The sequence below is a fragment of the Paracoccus onubensis genome, assembly GCF_003591515.1.
Taxonomy (GTDB): domain Bacteria; phylum Pseudomonadota; class Alphaproteobacteria; order Rhodobacterales; family Rhodobacteraceae; genus Paracoccus; species Paracoccus onubensis.
Window position 1 is genome coordinate 239,288 of record NZ_QZCG01000001.1, and the last position, 18,344, is coordinate 257,631.

The window sequence follows — 18,344 nt, forward strand, 5'->3', positions numbered from 1 at the left end:
TTGATTATCATATGTTATAATTCTGCACAATGACGATCACATTGATTCGGTGTGATAACCCGGTTCCGCAGATGGCCAGATCATCAGTGCCCCGCATTGCCGCTATGTCACAGGAGTGCTTCTGGTGGCGAATGGTTGAGATTACCCCGCCATCAGGATGGATCCGGTGTTTCGAGTTGAAGACGGGAATATCTGCTTGATCCCTTAATTCGGAACTTCTTGACAATAAATATTACATATGTTCAAACCTGAGAAAATGGGAGGGGGTATCAATGGAACTCTGGAAGATAGCTTTGCTTTTGCTGGCCGCCGTCTGGGGGCTTCAATCTGTCGGCATGTGGTTTCAGATGCGGCACTACAGGTCGGTGATGGGAGCGATCACCGACAAGTGGTCCGATGGCCATCTGGGCGCCGGAAACGCGCGCGGTCGCCTTGGCAAGGGCGTCATCGCGATCGTCTGCGTCGACGGAAACGCCGTCATTCGCAAGCTGATGGTAATGGAGGGGCGAAGTGTCTTCGCGAAATTCCGGCCAATGACGGAATATGAAGGCCGGCGGCTGTCCGAGGTCAAGGCCGAGTTCGCGGAGCTTGCGTCACAGGACGGGCGTGCCCGTGCCATATCGCAGGCGATCGATCAGCTCGAACGGGTGAAGGAAGCGCCCGTTCAGGATTCTGCGCAGGACATGGCGCAAGCGGCCTGAGATATCGACAGATACGAATATCAGATGGAGGAGGGGAAAGTTGGCTTACTCCGAATTGACGATACATGTGACCGATCTGGCGCCGCAATATCTTGACTGGGCGGCCGGTCACGCAGAGGGCTTGCTGCATGCGGTCAGGATGACTGCCGAAAACGGCGGCCCCGGCATGGATGGTGGCGCCGGCGGTCAGGAACTGATCCGGCTTGCCCAGGCAACGACGGACACGGCAAATGACGCGGCCAGCTATGCCGAGCAGGTGCAGAACGTGGCCCAGGAAGAGCAGCTTTCATGGCTGACCACCATCGGGCGGCATTTCATCGGTGTTTTCCAGAAGGGCGGAGAGACCTTCGCGGGATTCGTCACGGGCATCATTCCGACGCTGATCGTCCTCATGACCGCCTTTTACGCGCTGACCGAACTGGTTGGCGAACAGCGGGTGCATGGGTTCGCGCGGTTTGCGGGCCGCATTGCGTTGACCCGCTACACGGTGCTGCCGGTGCTGGCGATGTTCTTCCTGACCAATCCGATGGCTTATACGTTCGGCACCTTTCTGGAAGAAAAACACAAACCCGCCTTCTACGACTCGGCGGTCTCTTTCTGTCATCCGATCCTAGGCCTGTTTCCGCATGCCAACCCGGGCGAATATTTCGTCTGGGGCGGCATTCTTGTCGCCCTGCAAGAGCTGGAGCGGAACGGCACGTTGCCACCCAATTACCATATCCGGCTTGCCATCTTCTATTTCGGGGTCGGCGTGGTGGTGATCCTGCTGCGCGGCATGCTGACCGAACGCATTACGCGTTTCATGGCGGCCCGCCAGAAAATCGAACTCTGATCGGGGCCGGGAGGAAAAGCGATGAGCGATAAATACAAGGCCGTCCGCATCGAACGCGGCTCCAATGGCTGGGGAGGGCCGCTGATCATCAAGCCGACCGCGCAGCGCGACAAGATCGTCGCGGTGACCGGAGGGGGCATTCCGCCGCTGGCCAGAAAGATCGCCGAGATGACCGGAGGAACCGCGGTCGACGGGTTCCGTTCGCCTCCGGTCGAAGGAGAGATCGCCGCGGTGGTCATCGATTGCGGCGGAACGGCGCGTTGCGGGGTATATCCGCGCAAGCGCATCCCCACGATCAACCTGACCCCGGTCGGACAATCAGGCCCGCTGGCGCAGTTCATTACCGAAGATATCTATGTCTCGGATGTGAAGCCCGACTGCCTGTCCTTCGCGGATGGCGAGGAAGCGGCAGCGTCCGGGGCGGCGGCTGCATCCGTGCCGCAGAATGCCCCGGCCGCCGAGGCAGCCGCGACGGTGGCTGACGATGACGACTACGATCAGGGCGGCTTTATCGGAGCGATCACCTCTGTCGGCCGCGTCATGGGCAAGGCGGTCGGCGTGTTTTTCAATGCCGGACGGCGCAGCATCGATCAGGTGATCCGCAATGTGCTGCCCTTCATGGCCTTTGTGACCATGCTGATCGGTTTCATCCTTTATACAGGGGTCGGCGATCTGCTGGCTGCGCCGATGGGGCCGCTGGCCAATAATATCCTCGGCCTTCTGGTAATCTCCAGCATATGCTCACTGCCGTTCCTGTCGCCTATCCTGGGACCGGGGGCCGTGATCGCGCAGGTGATCGGCATGGCGATCATCGGCCCCCAGATCGCGAATGGAACCATCTCGCCCGCAATGGCCCTGCCTGCGCTGTTCGCCTATGATTCGCAGGTCGGGTGCGATTTCGTGCCGGTGGGGCTTGCGCTGGGAGAGGCCAAGCCGAAGACGATCGAAATCGGTGTGCCGGCGGTGCTGATGAGCCGGCAGATTATGGGACCCGTCGCCGTGCTTATTGCCTGGGTGGCCAGTTTCGCGCTTTGAGCCTTGCCGGGCGGATCGGTTCCGCCCGGAAATCATTGCCCGCATCAGTCTTTCCGTTCAGGGAAGGCGGCAGGGAATGCACTCTATCGCATGGAGAAAAATGATATGAAGACCTATCTGCGCACGGAAATCACCGCGGTCGGCAAGGATGCCGCCGATCTGGTCGAAGGGGGCGTTCTGATCCTTTTCGCCGAAGGAGCGCCAGAGGAGTTGGCCGAGGTATCGGTTCTGCATCGCGTGGCCGAAGGGCCGCTGGACGAGGCCCCGGGACCCGGCGCGGAAATTCTGGTGGGCGGGGTGTCGGCCATCCTGACCGGGCTGGGCGATCTGGCCTGGAACAAGATCCGGGATATCGGCCATGTCGTCATCAATTTCAACGACAGCGATACGCCCGACAGGCCGGGCGAGATCTGCGCGAGTGTCGTGAATTCCGAGGCTTTGGTGCAGGCTATCCATTCGGGCAAGGAGATCGTGATCCGTTCGTGATGCCGTGCGGTTCTGACCGTGGACAGATATTGAAACAGGTTGCGTCCGAGGGGCACCTCCCGGGGGCCAGCCCCCGGATCCCGAGGTATTTGGACAAAGAAGAAGCAGAGGGCGCGGCGTTTTTGATCCGGCCCGGCTTGATGTGGGAGAAGAAGCCGATGATGGAACGGACCTTCGCGGTCAGGGTGCGGGATGGGCTGCATGCGCGCCCCGCGACCCAATTCGTGAAACTGGCGAAGAGTTTCGCGTCCGAGATCACGATCACCTGTAACGGGCAGGCGGCAAGCGCCAAGAGTGCGGTGAAGCTTATGCTGCTTGGGATCAAGGAAGATGACGAGGCGACATTGCGGGTCGAGGGCGAGGATGCGCCGGATGCGCTTTCGGCGCTATCGACTTTCTTGCAGAACCCGGCTGCCGGGGACATCGCCCTGCCAAAAACCGGCGGCGCTGCACCTGCGTCCTCCGCGAAGGCGGGGCCGGAGGATGACGGTTCCGACGGGATCGCCGCGAGCGAGGGAACCGGCTACGGCCCGTCCTTCGCATTTTTTCCGCCTGTCCTGAAAATCGAACCGCAGGCTGTTTCCGATACCGAAGCCGAGATTTCGCGCTATCGGGATGCGGTGTCCGGCGTCACGACCGCCTTTGCCCGGAACAAGCAGCGTGCCGGGACCGAAAGCGATACGAATGCCATTATCGATGCATTGATCGATGTCGCGCAGGATGCGGAATTCGCGGAGGAGATCGAAGCCGCAATCCGTGGCGGTCAGGATGCCGCCAGTGCGGTCATGTCAGTGGGAACGCGCCTGACCGAGAGTTTCGAGGCGATGGACGACCCCTATATCCGTGCCCGCGGCGAGGATATGCGCAGCGTGACCCGCCAGATCGTTCTGGCGCTGGTCGGGCAGGCGGATGTCTCGCTTGCCGATGTGGCGCCGGGATCGGTGATTGTCGCCGATGAGATCACCGCCTGGGATCTGGCCCGCGCCAATCTTCCGGATATCGCCGGGATCGTTTGCCGCAAGGGCGCGGCGACCTCGCATGTCGCGATCATGGCGCGTGCCCATGGCATCCCCGCGGTTCTGGGGGCCTCGATTTCGGCGGATCGGCTGGCGGGTGCCGGAACTGTCGGGCTGGACGGGGCGGCGGGGAAGGTTTTCATCGATCCGGACCCGGCGACCCGTGCGCGGCTGAATGATGCGATCGCCCGGGAAGCCGCCGAGAAGAAGGCGCTCGAGGCATATCGGACGGTCGAGCCGGTGACTTCTGCGGGTATCCGGGTCGAGGTTGCGGCAAATCTGGGAAGCCTCGCCGAAATCCCGGCGGCGCTGGAGGCCGGAGCAATGGGGGTCGGCCTGTTCAGGACCGAATTTCTGTTCATGGAGCGCAAGACCCTGCCGACCGAGGATGAGCAGGCCGAGGTCTATACACGCCTTGCCGAAGCCTTCGCCCCTTATCCGGTGGTGATCCGGACCCTGGATATCGGAGGCGACAAGCCGATTACGGGCGTCGATTTCGAACATGAGGACAACCCGTTTCTGGGATGGCGCGGGATCCGCATGTGTCTGGAGCGGCCGGATATCTTCAAGCCTCAGCTTCGCGCCCTGCTGCGGGCCTCGGTCGTCGGCAATGTCAAGGTGCTCATCCCCATGATTGCGGACGGCTCGGAAGTTCGGGAGGTTCGCAGGCTGTTCGAGGAATGCCGGGACGAAATGCGGCAGGAAGGAACCGCCTTCGGCAGCTTCGAGCTTGGCGTGATGATCGAAACCCCGGCGGCGGTTTTTCTTGCCGCGGAACTGGCGCAGCAGGTCGATTTCTTCTCGATCGGCACCAATGATCTGACGCAATATGTGATGGCGGCGGATCGTCTGAATCCGAAAGTCGCCAGCCTCAACCGTGCCGAACATCCCGCAGTGCTGCGCGCGATTTCCGCCACCTGCGAGGCCGCGAAGGCTGCCAATATCTGGATCGGCGTCTGTGGTGAAGCTGCGGCGCGTCAGGACCTGACAGGGTTTTTCATCGAGAACGGGGTAACGGAACTGTCGATGAGTTCCACATCGATTCCACGCACAAAGCAGGCGATTACGCGTCTTTGAAACAGGCCGGGCGGGATCGCCCATAGGCCGGATTTCCCGGGCCTCCGGTTAATTCCGGCTTTTCCGGAAAATGCGCCCGCTTGGCGCAGGGTCCGAATCGGATCGCGATTCCCCTCAGATTGACCGGGGTCATCTATCAGGAATTCCGATTTGTATCGCGCATGTCAGTGGTGTTTGATCTGCGCATATCAGCGCATTTGGGGGACACCTAGATGGAGGGACCAAGGCTCGCGCAGCCGCTGGATCACCGGGAATCCGACATATATCCTCCCCAGCTTTCCTCGCCGGAGCGGCGCTCGCGCCGCTTCGCCTGGGTTCGCAAGGTTCACACACTTGGCCCGCAGGGCACTAATTGCGAAAAGGCGGCCCGGTTCTGGGTCGATCGCCTTTCTCTCGATGCCCCGATCGTGCTTCATCGGAGCATCGAACAGGCAGCCACCGAAGTCGCGGTCTGCGAAACCGAGGTCATGCTTGGCGTCGTGGCATATCCCGATCTTCATTCGGTCATGTATACTCATGTCCGGACCATGCGGCTGCTTGATCTGTTCATCATGAACACGGACGAGATGGTGATGGCGATTCCGCCGGACAGGGATACGGAGCCGCTGATTTGCGTCACCCATCCCGCCCCGCAAGCCCTGCTGCCCGAGCGGATCCAGCGGCGCTTTGTCGCCAGCACCGCGCTGGCCGCGCAGGAATGCGCATGTGGCAAGGCCGAGGGATGCATCACCACGCTTGCGGCGGCGAATCGGTATGGGCTGCGCGTCCTGCATCGCTATGGCCCCGTTCCGATGGGGTTCACCATCCACGGCCCGGCTGCCCGCGACACCCTGTCCCCCACCGCCACATGCTGCCGCGCACATTTATGACCCGTCAGAAAGCAGAGGACGAGATGGACGAAAAACCATATGTGACCGAGATCGAAATCCGTTATCGCGACACCGATTCCATGGGGCATGTCAGCAGCCCGATCTATTATGATTATCTGCAATCCGCCTATCTGGAATATATGCATGATCTGCTGCGCTTGCCCAAGGATCGCAAACTGCCGCATATCATGGTCCGCACCTCCTGCGAATATGTCTCGCAGGCGGTCTATGGCGACAGGATCAACGTCCTGAGCCGGGTGACCAGATTCGGAACCAAGAGCTTCGAGATGGAGCATGTGATGCGGCTGGCCGATGACAGCGCGCGCGAGGTGGCGCGGGCGGCTTCGGTTCATGTGATGTTCGATTACGAGGCGCAGAAAACCTATCCGGTCCCCGACGAATTCAAATCCGCCGTCGCGACCTATCAGGAAAGCGCCTGATTTCCCGATTCGGCTTGCCGGAGGTGGCAGTTATGCAAATGCACTGGAACGAGGCGCAGACCATGATCCGCGCGAAATATGCCCGGATCGGGCAGGCGGAGCGGGACGACCCGGCACCGGCAGAGTTCGACAGGCGCCGATGGGAGGCGCTTGTCCGGGCCGGGATGTGGCATATGGTCGTGCCTTCGGCCTATGGTGGTCAGGGGATCGACTGGTGGAATTTCACTGCGGCACTGGAGGGGCTGGCCTCGACCATCCGCCATCCCGGGCTGGTTCTTTCGGTGATCGGTCAGGCGGGCATGGTGCGGGCGCTTGAACTTTATGGCACCGAGGCGCAAAGGGCGCGTTTCCTGCCGCGTATCCTTGCCGGGGAACTGAGTGCGACGGCAATCGCGGATCCCGGATCCGGCACGGATGTCCGCGCGACGAGTTCGATCCTCACGCCCGGCCCGAACGAGACCTTCGTGCTGAACGGCGCGAAACATAATATCGCTCATGCGCCGATTTCGACCATGGTGCTGATCGTCTGCAAGCTGGCCGGGCAGGAACGGCAGGGGATCTCGCTGGTTCTGGTCGATACCGATCGGGCGGGACTGACGGCAGGCGCGGTGGATCGCAAGCTTGGCAATGCCGACCTGCCGACGGGACGGCTGGATTTCGATGATATGCGGCTTGATTACGGGGATCTTCTGGGCGAGCCGGGCAGGGGGCTTGGGCATCTTGTCAATATCGTTTCGCTGGGGCGGCTTTACTACGGGCTGGTGGGCGGCTGGCTTCTTGAGCCGGCCCTGAATGAGGCGCTGGACTATGCGCAGCAGCGGCAGACCTTTGGCGTTCCGATCCTTGATCATCAATATGTCCAGAAGAAACTCACCGATATCCGCATAGGTATCGAGACCTCGCGCTGGACTGCCTATGGCGCGCTGCATCAGCTTCTGACCGGCGATCCGGCTGCGGCGATGAGCTGTTCGATCGCCAAGATCGCCGGGGCCGACACGGTAGTCGATGCGGCGGTCGATCTGGTCCGGTTGCATGGCAGCGACGGTTATCATGCCGGGCCGGTCTCGGACCTGCTGCGCGATGCGATGGCCTTTGCCTCGGTCGGCGGTACCGACGAGATGCACCGGCGCAATATCATGGGGCAGATGACGCGCCTGCGCCGGAACGCGCAACAGGTGGAAACGATGCGGGTGGCGGTCTGATGGAAACCGGAACGCTTTGGGTGTTCGGATATGGTTCCCTTATCTGGGACCCGGGGTTCCGGCCTTCCCGGCAACTTCCTGCAAGGCTCGAGGACTGGCAGCGGCGCTTCTGCATCCAGTCGCAGCATTACCGTGGCACTGTCGAGCAGCCCGGGCTGGTACTGGCGCTGGACGAAGCGCCGGGGCGATATTGCGAAGGGCTGGCTTTGGCCGTGCCTGCCGGTCAGGAAGAGGCGGCGCTGGCGTCGCTTCGGGCGCGTGAGCTTGCCCGCCCCGCCTATCGGGAAATCCGGGTCACGCTGTCGCTGCGGCAGGGCGGGCAGGTCGATGCGGTGACTTACGTCGTGAACGGCGCCCATGATTCCTATTGCCTCATGCCCGTGCAGGAACAGGCCCAGATCATCGCGCGCGCCACGGGCGAGAAGGGGCCGAATTGCGATTATCTGTGGAATACCGCCGAGCGGCTGCGGCATCTGCGGATCTCTGACCCCGAGATCGAGCATCTGTCGGACGAGGTGCGGCGGCTTCGCGGGGCGGCCTGATCAGCCATCCGGCCAGCCCGGATGCAGCCGCCCGTCCTTCAGATGACCGATATGGTCCGCTACGGCCTGCGCTGCCAGCCGGTCATGGGTCATCAGGACCAGTGTCACACCACGCTCTCGCTTCAGGTGGTTGAACAGGCCAAGCACCTGATCGCGGCTTGCCGGATCCAGTGCCGATGTGGGTTCATCGGCAACAAGGATGTCGGGGCGCAATGCGATGGCGCGTGCGATGACCAGCCGCTGCGCTTCGCCTCCTGACAGATCCGCCGCGCGGCGGGCACGGAATTCCGGCGTGTCCGGCAAGCCGATTTCGCGCAGTAAAGAACCGATGCGCGCAGCTTCGGGCCCGTCGCCGGCAAGGCGCAAGGCTTCGGCCAATACCTCGCTGACCGGGAAATGCGCGGCCATCGCACGTTGCGGATGCTGCGAGATCAATGCGATTCTCGGACGACGGGAACCGTCCTGCCAGCGAATTCTGCCTTTCGGTTGCGCAATATACCCGGCAAGTATCTGCGCCAGCGTGGATTTTCCGCTACCGCTTGGACCTAACACGGCAAGACATTCCCCCGCAGGGACCTGCAATGAAATGTTTCGAAGCAGAGGTTCCCTGCCGATCATATGACAAATCCCCGATATGACGAGGCCGCCGTTCCCGGGTTGCCGCGGCGCGGCGGGTGGGACCGAAAATTCCGGTTCGGGGGTGGGATCCATAAATTTGCGGACGCATTGATGCCGGGGCGCGTCCAGAACATGCGCCGGACCGATCTCGGCCAGTTCGCCCGCGCGCATGACGGCGATACGATCGGCTAGCTGACGCACAAGCTTCAGGTCATGCGAGATCAGAAGCTGCGCCCTTTCCCCGGCCCCTTCGACAAAGCGCCGCCGTGCCCAATCACGATTGGCGGGATCCAGCGCGGCAGTGGGTTCGTCCAGAAGCAGCAGACGCGGCGATTTCACCAGCGCGAGCGCGGTCAGAACACGCTGGATCTCTCCGCCGCTCAGGTCGCGGGGCAGGCGGGGCAGCAAGCTGACGGGGATGTTGAAATTCAGGCAAACCCGATGCGGATCCTGCCCGGTTTCGCGCAGATGCTGGCCCACGGTGAGATGCGGGTTCAGCGAATCCGCAAGGGCCTGCACGATCATTCCGGCGTCATGCCTGCGAAAGCTGCGCAGGCGTCGTGCCGGTGCGCGCAAGAGATCGAAACCGTCCACGGCGATCTGCCCCGACCATCCGGCCATGCGCGGAACAATGCCCAGCATCATCCGTGCCAGACTGGTCTTGCCGCTTCCCGACGGGCCGATCAGCCCAAGCGTTTCGCCACAAGCGATATCAAGCGAGATGTCCCGCAGGATCGTCTGATCGCCCTGCCACAAAGACAGGTTGCGGATGCGGATCATGCCCGCGCTCCGGCAGGGTCGTTTTCGATCAGCAGCAGCATGATCAGCAGGAATGCCGTCAGTGCGAAGGCGGGCGGCAGCAACAGCCAGAGCCACGCCGGGGTGTACAGGTGCTCCATCGCATCCTGCATCATGCCGCCCCAGGTCAGCAGGCGGGGATCGGTCAGGCCCAGAAAGGCCAGTCCTGCGGCACGCAGAGTGACCTGACGGATATTCTGAAGATACAGCGCGGCCAGCGCCGGGCGGATCGCGGGCAATACATGCCGGCGCAGGCAATAGGTCCGGCTTGCGCCCATATGCCGGGCGAAACGGACATTCTCACGTTGCAATTCGCGGCGCAGCATCGCCAGCGCGACCCGGACATCCTCATGCCAGCTTGTCAGCCCCAGAAGCACCGCCAGCCCGGTCAGACCCGGTTGCATCAACGTCCCGATAAAAAGCAGTATCAGTATCGAAGGCACCACCTGTAACGCATCCACCAGCCGCAGGATCATATTTCGGATCGTGGCACTTGCTGCGGCCGCCACCCCCGCCACGATCAATGCCGCCGCGGTGGCCACCGCGGCGGCGGCAAGCGCCATCAGCACCGTATTCGGCGTCGCATGCAACAGTCCCGTCAGCACATCCTGCCCGATATCGTTCGTGCCCAGCAGATGCCCGCGCCCCGGAGGGGCAAGCACGTCACGGCTGCTGCGATAGGCGGGCATCAGCGGTTGCGCTGCCAGAAGCAGCAACAGACCGGCGGCAAGACCGAACAGCACCCGCATGGCTCAGCCCCGCCCGGCCAGCGCTGTGCCGGCTGCATCGATCAGCCAGTTGAGCGCCAGCAGGCCCGCTGCCACGGCGATGGTGGTGCCCTGAAGCAATGTGTAATCCCGGTCCAGAATCGCGCCATAGATCAGGCCGCCGATGCCCGGATAGGAAAAGACGATCTCGATGATCACCACCGCGCTGACCAGCCCCGAGACCGAATCGCTGAGCCGGGCGATGAAGATCGGCAATATGTTGCGGCCGTAATACTCCGTCAGCAGACGACGGGGCGGCAGGCCGCGCGCGACTGCGTTCATGACGAAGGGACGATGTGCCAATACGACCGCTTCTCCACGGGCGAGATAGTAGAAACGGGCGAATTCATGCAATGCCAGCGCCGTGACGGGCAGGATCACATGACGGGCGATCTGGCCTGTTCTGATCATCAACTGGTCGGAGGGAAGCATCGGCAATGCGCCGCCGGCGGGAAAGACGGGCCAGAGGATCGCAAGGCCAAGCATGAGAAGGATTGCGGTGACGAATGGCGGAATGCTTGCCAATACGGTCACGAAGCCGGTCAGGCCACGATCAAATCCGCCGCCCGCCGCTCGGCCCGCGCCGATACCGGCCAGTGCCGCAAGAACAAGATAGACCGGCATTGCACCAAGGATAAGAAGCAGGGTCCAGGGCAGGCTTTCGGCGATAAGCGTGGCCACCGGCCGGGCATGTGTCGCCGAATAACCCAGATCCCCCCGAAGCAGATCGCTTAGCCATGCGCCGAATTGCTCGGCCCAGCCGCCGGCAAGACCCATGCGCGCGCGCAACTCGGCCAGTCCGGCTTCCGACAGGTTCTGCGTGTAATCCGAGGACAGCATGACGCCCAGCGGATCGCCGGGCAGCAGGCGCGGCAGGATAAAGATCACCAGCACGACCAGCATCAGCACGGCAAACCGCGCCGTCAGTCCCCAAAGCAGCGCGGCGGCCCATGCCCTGCCCGATATCGGAATTGCCCCGGCCGTCATTCCGTGACGAAGGCCGATTTGTCTATGGCCGTCGGAATGCCGATCAATGCGCCATCCGGCATGAAACTCAGGTCCACCCGGTCATTATGCGCGGTCGCCATGACCGGATCCAGCAGCATCAGCGAAGGCAGTTCCCTGGCATAAAGCCGTTGAAACTCGTGCAGATGCGTCAGTCGTTCATCCGGCGTCGCGGATTGCCCCGCCTTCTGCAGGATCTCGTCCAGCTTTCCATCGCCATGATAGCGGTCGGCGTTCCACGACTGCCCCGTGACCCGGCTTGCGATATCGCTTGGATCTCCGGTCGTGCTGGCTGACGATATCAACAGATCGTAATCGCCCCCGGCCGGAACCGCCTGCAAGGCCGCCTGTTCCATCAGCCGCAGGTCAACCGTGAAACCGAAAGCCTCAAGCTGATCGGTGACGACCTGAGCGACCCGCGCCTGTGCGCCATCCGCAAGAAGCCTCAGCGTGACCGGCGCCCCGTCGCGCTGCCATTTTTCGGACGCACCACGGGTCAGCCCCTGTTTTTCCAGCAGATCGGCGGCGTGTCCGGGATCATGGGCATAGGCCGGGTCCGCCACGTTTTCCCGCCAGGGCGAACCAGACTGGAAATAGCCCGTATCGGCCAGCGCGGCTTCTCCGCGGGTTGATGTGATATCCAGTATCGCCTGCCGGTCCAGCGCATAGGCCAGTGCCTGCCGCATGTCCGTATCGGCAAACATTCCTTCATGGTTGAAGCCGATTTTGACGACATGGCCGCTGCGTGCGGCGACTACCTGTTGTCCTGCCGCCTCGGCATCGCCTGCCCGCTCTGGCGGCAGATAGGAAATCACGTCCACCTCGCCATTATTCAACGCCTGAAGGGCGGCATCGGCGGACATCGTGACGATCATCACCGCGTCAAATACGGGCTGGCCGCGATAATAATCGGGGTTGGCCTTCAGGGCATATCGTCCCTGCGCCTTGTCATATTCGACAAGCTGATAAGGCCCGCTGCCGGTCGCGGCGGCCGGAGAAGCGAAATGCCCCGGATCCGTCTGCGAGGAATAGATATGCCGGGGCAGAACCGGCAAGGCCAGCAACAGGCCCGAGAACAGCCCGGCATCCCGCTTTTTCAGTGTCAGTCGCAGATGGTGATCGGATATGGCCTCGGCTTGCTCGATATTCCCGATGGATGCGAAGGGATAGGGGTTCTGCGCCATATAGGAAAAGGTGAACGCCGCGTCCTGCGCCGTGACCGGCTGGCCGTCATGCCAGCGCGCCTTGGGGTTCAGCTCAAGATCGGCGGTCAGGCCGTCTTCGGACAGTGTCCAGCTTTCCGCAAGGCCCGGAACCAGTTCGCCCTTTGAATTCTGGGCAATCAGGCTGTCGAAGATATAACTGGTGTAAAGATAGGCGATGCCGTTGCGTGCATGGACATAGGGCGCCAGCATGCCGCGGTCGCCGCGGGTATCCGTGATCACCAGCGGTTTGTCGTCTTGCGCCAGCGCCGGAGAGGCAAGCATGGTTGCAAGCACCAGAAGAACGGTTCGGAGAATTTGCATGTTATCTTCTTTGCAGATTGTCGCTGCCGAACCTGGCCGGGCCCCTTATTCAGAGGGCCATTGCTTGGAGACAAGGGTAAGAAGTTCGTATTCGGCGATCAGCTTGTCATCGCCATCCAGAACGCGGCAGTCCCAGCGGACTTCGCCAAGATTGCCGCTGGGGCGCGGAGTGATCTGCCTGCAGGTCATCTCGACATGAATGGACGTGCCGAAATAGACCGGCATGTGAAAACGCAGCGCATTGCAGCCCAGATTGGCCAGGACCGGGCCGGGATCGGGATCCACCAGCAATCCGTTCGCGATCGAGACGATCAGCTGCCCATGCGCCACGCGATCCTCGAAGAATGGGTGCGTTTTCGCATGCTCGGCATTCATATGGGCATAAAAATGATCTCCCGTCAGATCGGCGAACCGCTCTACATCTTCGCAGGTGATCTTGTGTTCCGGGGTGATCAGGCGATCGCCGGGGGCCAGTTGCTCCAGCGATTTGCGGAACGGATGCCCGTTCTGGCGGACCGAGGCGCCGCGATGCCAGATCCCGGTCAGCCGGGTCATCTGATCGGCGGATGCACTGATGGTCGTGCGGGCCATGAAACGCAGCGGGTCGCGCTCGCCCGAGCAGGTTTTGCCATTCAGGGTTATCTGTGCGCAATACGGGGCCAATGCGTTAAGGATCGTGGAAAGGAACACCCCGTCCCGGGACGTCAAATGCAGATAAACCGGCCCCGCATGGGACGCGGCTGCGGTAACCTCTTCGGGTTGATCATAGGGTGTCAGGCGCAGATCCAGACCGTCGACCGCGGGCAGCAGCGCGCGCGGCAGATGAACATCCGGCCCAAGTCCTGATCTGTCCGCTGTCATCCGGGTCACGAAGTCCTGGAATTCCGGGGAGCCTGGCGTCAGATCCGGACCAAGAACGGCAAGATGGGATTCGCCGGAAACATGTTCGAGTGAGACCTTGCCCGTGAAGACAAGGGGATGGGACGACAACGCGGCCGAGCAAGGCCGGGGATCAAGCAGGCAGACCACATCTCCGGCTGTCAGATGCGGGGCGATATCGGCCGGATCAAGGGGAATGTGCTGCAAGGCGCCATCCGGCAGCAGCGCCTGATCGGTGATGGCGCAAACGACATCCGTCGCGGGACCATGCCCCGAACAGCAAAGCAGACAGGGCAAGCCCGACAGGATGGCGGGACCGATGGCCTCTATCACCGCCTCGTCGCTTGTCCCGCACAGGAATGCGATGCCTTTCCGGGGCATCATGATCCATTGCGTCAGCGAGTCGCCTTCCGCGAAGGCCGCCGAACAGGGAACGAATTTTCCGTCCGGATAGTCGCAAAAACACGATGCCGCCATGCCGGACAGGCGCGCCAGTGGCGCTTCATAACCCGATCCCGTCAGGTGCGGCAGTTTTTTGGTCAGGCCGCGGATCAGCTGCGCCCGTTGATGCAATCCCATCATGCGCAGCGCCTTCGCGCCGGTCAGACGCGCCTGCTGAAGACAGTGCCGGGTTGCTTGATCGCTCGTTGGAATTTCGAGTTCCCAGGAAGGCCGAGGTTCCATGACGTGCCATATGTTGGTTTGCGCCGTAAATCCACCATAGCCGGGCCGGCGCCGCCAATCATTTCTTCCGAGTGAAGACCTCAGAATTCCTGATGGCATTTCCGAGGTATAATCGAAGGTAATATCTGGCCTCAATATAACTGAATTGACCCAGTAATTTTATCGGACAATGTTTACGCAGCCTTTAGATGCTGCCCAACTCAGTTCCCTGTCTTACACGCCCTGTCTCAAATGGAGGAACAGGTGGATAATATCGATTTGTCCCGGAAAGAAGGCCTTCATAGTCAGTTCGGAGAGGTCGAGGATATCGGCGGCGACCATTATCGGTCCTTTGTCGGTCCGCCGAATTACTATGACCTCGTGGGCGTTACGCAGTTCAACCTGCTGACGCTGTTCGGAATGCGCGAAACCTCGAGTCTGCTTGATATCGGCTGCGGTTCTCTGCGCGGCGGGCGTTTCGCTATCCTGTATCTGCGTCCCGGCAGGTATTTCGGGATCGATCGGGAAGAATGGCTGATTCAGGACGGTCTGCAAAGCCATTTCGGCGAAGAGCAGGTGAACCGCCGCCAGCCGACCTTCATCATCGACGAGGATTTCACCTTTACGAAATTCGACCGGAAGTTCGATTTTCTGATGGCGAATTCCATTTTCACCCACGCGCCGCAATGGCAGGTCTCAAAATGCATGACCGAGGCGCAAAAGGTCATGGTTCCGGAAACCGTTTTTCTCGCGACATTCTTCGAATCGCTGGATGGCACGGATTACGAAGGGGAGGAATGGCTTTATCCGGATATCGTGCGATATCGCAAGGAAACCATTTCGAATATCGTGAATGACGCCGGTCTGGATTGTCACCATTTCGAATGGCCGCATCCGTTCAATCAGAAATGGATCGCGGTGACCTTGCCCGGTATCGGGCTTGACGTCGAAAAAGCCCTGTCCGGTCATGTCTATTCATACGAGGCCGCGCTTGAGCGCCGGCGGACCGAGACGACCTGGCCGGGTTCGGCCACCAACTGATTTCGATATCAAGGAGATTTCGATGCCGAATGCCGAAAGCAGCCGGAAACCCAGCATTCTGATCGGCGTGACCGGATCCGTGGATGCCATGCTGGTGCCCGCTTATATTCGTGCGATCCGCGCGGGGCTGGAGTGTTCGATCTCGGTCATTCTGACGCCGGACGCGATGAATTTCGTCAATGTCGACAGTCTTTCCCTGATCGTCGAGCGGGTGATCTGCGGCGAAAGCCCGAAGGACTGGAGCACCGACCGGCCCGGCCTGATCGCAGCCGGCCATGATCTGATGATCGTCCTGCCGGCCACGGCGAACACGCTTTCGGCGGCGGCGGCCGGAACTTCCATGAACCGGCTGACGATGATGTTTCTGGTGGGCAATTTCCCGATCGTCTTCTTTCCGGTCATGGGGCCCGCGATGTGGGATCGCCCGGTCGTGCAGCGCAATGTCGCGATGATCCGCGAAGATGGGCATGAGATCATCGAGCCTGCCTGGAAGGACCAGTACGAGCCGCATTATCAACGCATGTACGGCCATTACACCCTGCCCGAGCCCGAGGATGTGCTTGCCGTGATCCGGCGCAAGCTTGACGCCGAAGCGGTCCGGATCGAGGCTGCTCAGTGAAGGCGCGGAATGTGCCCGGACGATGTCACACGCGGCTTTTGCCCCTGCCGCGATCCCGGCCATCGGCGCTGCTGCGTGGCGATATCGCCGCGACCTTTTCTGTCCGATGTCCCTGGACAAGGTGAAACCGGTTTTCGGTTTTGCAATTTGTGCCTGTCGTCTCCTGACGCGGCACCCACCCGTGTCCCCAGCCAATACGCAGTTTCGAGCGTTCAGCCCCGGCAGCGGCATATGGCCGTTAATCTGTTGTAAGAAAGAATGCCTGATGACGCATCGTAACGAATTCCGGGGAACTGTGATCCTTGCCGCATTGCTGGCGAGTCCGGTGATGGCGCAGGACAGTACGGTTCCCCTGTCCCCCATCACGCTTACCTTGCCCGGCGAGGATGACGCGGTTTCAGAGGTGATCTCTGCGGAAGACATCGAGAAACGCCAACCCGATACCCTGAACGACCTCTTCTCGGACAGCCCCGAGGTGGTCGTCAGCGGTGCGAACCGGATGGCGGCGCAGAAAGTCTATGTCCGGGGCATCGAAGAGACGATGCTGGGGGTCACGGTCGACGGCGCCCGGCAGGGGGGGAACATGTATGCCCATTCCGGCAATTTCAGCATCGATCCCTATCTGCTGAAACGGGTAGAGGTCGATGCGGGGGCGGGGTCTGCCCTTGCCGGACCCGGCGCGCTTGGCGGTTCCCTGCGCTATCAGACCAAGGATCCCGAGGATCTGCTGCTTCCGGGACGCAATCAGGGCGTCATGCTCAAATTCTCGGCCCAGACCAATGGCCGCCGGATCGCGCCGGCGGTGGCCTTTTACGGGACGCCGGATGATCGTTTTGCCTATCTGGTCTATGGCACGAAATCATGGGCGCGAAATTACGAGGACGGTGATGGCAACAAGGTCGCCGACACGGATAACGAGCCGATGGACGGGTTGGTCAAGCTGCGTTTCCGCCCGGCAGAGGGGCAGGAACTGACATTCAGCACCACCTATCGCCGGGACGAGGGACGCCGGGCATACCGTTCGAATTTCGGGATTCCGGATTATCTGCCGGATGCCATTCCCGAGGATCAGCAACTGAGCTGGCGTTCCACCTCGCTGAATTATCGCTATGACCCGGCCGGTAACCCGATGATCGATATGACCCTTTCGGCCTATGATACGCATAGCCGGTTATATCGTGACATCGAGGTGGATCAGACCGCGGACTGGTATACGCGCGGGATCGATCTGCGCAACCGCTCGGAATTCGGCCGCATCGCTGTGACCTATGGCTATGATTATACATGGACGAAATCGCGGGGGCGCGATGGCGAGGGACGCGACAATTCGGAAACGGGCGGGAATCACGGGCTTTATGCGCAGGTCGACTATACGCCGACCGATCAATGGCTGCTTTCCGCGGGGCTGCGCTATGACCGGGCGGTGCTGGAAGATATGAATGGCAATGATTACAAGGGCGTGCATTTCAGCCCGAATCTGCGCCTCCGTTATGAGCCGAACGAGAATCTGGCGCTGTTCGCGTCCTGGGGAGAGGCGTTTCGCGGTGTGCAGCCCTATGAGGGCCTGACCCTGATCTGGCCTTTGGGGCTGGGCGACGAAACCGACACCTCGCTGACCGGGGAACTGGCCCGCACCGCCGAACTGGGTTTCGACTATGATGGCGGCGGCTGGCGGATGGGCATGACGGGTTTTACATCGAAGATCGAGGACAAGATCCGCTCCTGGCAGGGCCGGGGAAGCCCGTGGTTCCGGCAGAATGACGGCGATATCGAATCCAGGGGGGTTACCGTCAATCTGGGGCGCGACTGGGGCAATTTATCCGCCGATCTTCACTACAGCCATATCGACGTCAAATATAACGGCGAGCCGGTCAGCCCGGGGGATTGGCTGAACGGAGTCACGCCCGGGGGCGATAAGGTCATTCTCGCGCTTGGCTATGACATGCCGTCGCAGCGGATTCGGATCGACTGGACCAGCACCTTCGTGCTGAAACAGACCGACCTGCCGGCGGATTTCGAACTGGACAATCTGCCTTCCTACGATGTCCACGATCTGTCGGTCACCTGGAGGCCGAAGGAAAACCAAAGCTACAGCCTCGCCCTGACCAATATCTTCGACGAGCAATATCTGGATCATTCCACCGCCTATTATGGTGTGGATGGATGGTCCAACCTGTACGAAATGGGCCGCAGTCTTCGGGTTTCGGGAACGATTCGCTTCTGACCTG

General features: G+C 61.3%; 17 protein-coding genes. 12 read left to right on the forward strand and 5 right to left on the reverse strand.

What is annotated here, in order from left to right; translation table 11 throughout:
• The first annotated feature begins 272 nt into the window (after nucleotides 1-272).
• The 9 genes from D3P04_RS01170 (at nucleotide 273) to D3P04_RS01210 (ending at nucleotide 8,200) form a co-directional block, all read left to right on the forward strand.
• On the forward strand, nucleotides 273-701 hold the full coding sequence (locus tag D3P04_RS01170; protein ID WP_119745076.1) for a transcriptional regulator GutM: 429 nt from the start codon (nucleotides 273-275) through the stop codon (nucleotides 699-701).
• Nucleotides 702-741: 40 nt separating this feature from the next.
• On the forward strand, nucleotides 742-1,533 hold the full coding sequence (srlA, locus tag D3P04_RS01175) for a PTS glucitol/sorbitol transporter subunit IIC (protein WP_220475228.1): 792 nt from the start codon (nucleotides 742-744) through the stop codon (nucleotides 1,531-1,533).
• A 21-nt stretch (nucleotides 1,534-1,554) separates the two neighbouring features.
• On the forward strand, nucleotides 1,555-2,568 hold the full coding sequence (srlE, locus tag D3P04_RS01180; RefSeq protein WP_119745078.1) for a PTS glucitol/sorbitol transporter subunit IIB: 1,014 nt from the start codon (nucleotides 1,555-1,557) through the stop codon (nucleotides 2,566-2,568).
• Between the two features lie 105 nt (nucleotides 2,569-2,673).
• Nucleotides 2,674-3,054 carry a PTS glucitol/sorbitol transporter subunit IIA gene (locus tag D3P04_RS01185; RefSeq protein ID WP_119745605.1) on the forward strand — a complete coding sequence of 127 codons (381 nt, stop codon included), beginning with the start codon at nucleotides 2,674-2,676 and terminating at the stop codon, nucleotides 3,052-3,054.
• A gap of 158 nt (nucleotides 3,055-3,212) precedes the next feature.
• Nucleotides 3,213-5,147, forward strand: a complete 1,935-nt coding sequence (ptsP, locus tag D3P04_RS01190; RefSeq protein ID WP_220475229.1) for a phosphoenolpyruvate--protein phosphotransferase — start codon at nucleotides 3,213-3,215, stop codon at nucleotides 5,145-5,147.
• A 212-nt stretch (nucleotides 5,148-5,359) separates the two neighbouring features.
• On the forward strand, nucleotides 5,360-6,016 hold the full coding sequence (locus D3P04_RS01195; protein ID WP_232844850.1) for a prephenate dehydratase: 657 nt from the start codon (nucleotides 5,360-5,362) through the stop codon (nucleotides 6,014-6,016).
• A 23-nt stretch (nucleotides 6,017-6,039) separates the two neighbouring features.
• Entirely contained in the window at nucleotides 6,040-6,456 is a 417-nt protein-coding gene (locus tag D3P04_RS01200; RefSeq protein ID WP_119745080.1) for an acyl-CoA thioesterase, read from the forward strand.
• Between the two features lie 32 nt (nucleotides 6,457-6,488).
• Nucleotides 6,489-7,658, forward strand: coding sequence for an acyl-CoA dehydrogenase family protein (locus D3P04_RS01205; RefSeq protein WP_119745082.1), 1,170 nt, complete (start codon nucleotides 6,489-6,491; stop codon nucleotides 7,656-7,658).
• Nucleotides 7,658-8,200 carry a gamma-glutamylcyclotransferase gene (locus D3P04_RS01210; protein WP_119745084.1) on the forward strand — a complete coding sequence of 181 codons (543 nt, stop codon included), beginning with the start codon at nucleotides 7,658-7,660 and terminating at the stop codon, nucleotides 8,198-8,200. The genes D3P04_RS01205 and D3P04_RS01210 overlap by 1 nt, the downstream gene beginning before the upstream one ends.
• Here the strand turns inward: D3P04_RS01210 and D3P04_RS01215 are convergent, their stop codons facing one another.
• Genes D3P04_RS01215 through D3P04_RS01235 form a run of 5 tightly spaced genes read right to left on the reverse strand, consistent with a single transcriptional unit; the run spans nucleotide 8,201 to nucleotide 14,375 of the window.
• Nucleotides 8,201-9,598 carry an ABC transporter ATP-binding protein gene (locus D3P04_RS01215; RefSeq protein ID WP_119745093.1) on the reverse strand — a complete coding sequence of 466 codons (1,398 nt, stop codon included), beginning with the start codon at nucleotides 9,596-9,598 and terminating at the stop codon, nucleotides 8,201-8,203.
• Nucleotides 9,595-10,365, reverse strand: coding sequence for an ABC transporter permease (locus D3P04_RS01220; protein WP_119745095.1), 771 nt, complete (start codon nucleotides 10,363-10,365; stop codon nucleotides 9,595-9,597). The genes D3P04_RS01215 and D3P04_RS01220 overlap by 4 nt, the downstream gene beginning before the upstream one ends.
• A gap of 3 nt (nucleotides 10,366-10,368) precedes the next feature.
• The gene (locus D3P04_RS01225; protein ID WP_182912694.1) at nucleotides 10,369-11,370 is read right to left on the reverse strand and encodes an ABC transporter permease; all 1,002 of its coding nucleotides are present in this window, start codon (nucleotides 11,368-11,370) and stop codon (nucleotides 10,369-10,371) included.
• Nucleotides 11,367-12,914, reverse strand: coding sequence for an ABC transporter substrate-binding protein (locus D3P04_RS01230; protein ID WP_119745097.1), 1,548 nt, complete (start codon nucleotides 12,912-12,914; stop codon nucleotides 11,367-11,369). Before D3P04_RS01230 ends, D3P04_RS01225 begins: the two co-directional genes overlap by 4 nt.
• A gap of 45 nt (nucleotides 12,915-12,959) precedes the next feature.
• Nucleotides 12,960-14,375 (reverse strand): MaoC/PaaZ C-terminal domain-containing protein, encoded by a 1,416-nt coding sequence (locus D3P04_RS01235; RefSeq protein WP_232844851.1) that lies wholly within the window; start codon nucleotides 14,373-14,375, stop codon nucleotides 12,960-12,962.
• Nucleotides 14,376-14,720: 345 nt separating this feature from the next.
• Between D3P04_RS01235 and D3P04_RS01240 the strand changes: the two genes are divergently transcribed.
• The 3 genes from D3P04_RS01240 to D3P04_RS01250 all read left to right on the forward strand — a co-directional run bounded on the left by D3P04_RS01240 (nucleotide 14,721) and on the right by D3P04_RS01250 (nucleotide 18,340).
• A complete protein-coding gene (locus D3P04_RS01240; protein ID WP_182912695.1) occupies nucleotides 14,721-15,497 on the forward strand; it encodes a class I SAM-dependent methyltransferase in 777 nt (258 codons plus the stop codon).
• 22 nt (nucleotides 15,498-15,519) lie between these two features.
• Nucleotides 15,520-16,116: a flavoprotein gene (locus tag D3P04_RS01245; protein ID WP_119745103.1), complete on the forward strand. Its 597-nt coding sequence runs from the start codon at nucleotides 15,520-15,522 to the stop codon at nucleotides 16,114-16,116.
• A 265-nt stretch (nucleotides 16,117-16,381) separates the two neighbouring features.
• Nucleotides 16,382-18,340 (forward strand): TonB-dependent receptor domain-containing protein, encoded by a 1,959-nt coding sequence (locus D3P04_RS01250; RefSeq protein ID WP_182912696.1) that lies wholly within the window; start codon nucleotides 16,382-16,384, stop codon nucleotides 18,338-18,340.
• The last annotated feature ends 4 nt before the right edge of the window (nucleotides 18,341-18,344 follow it).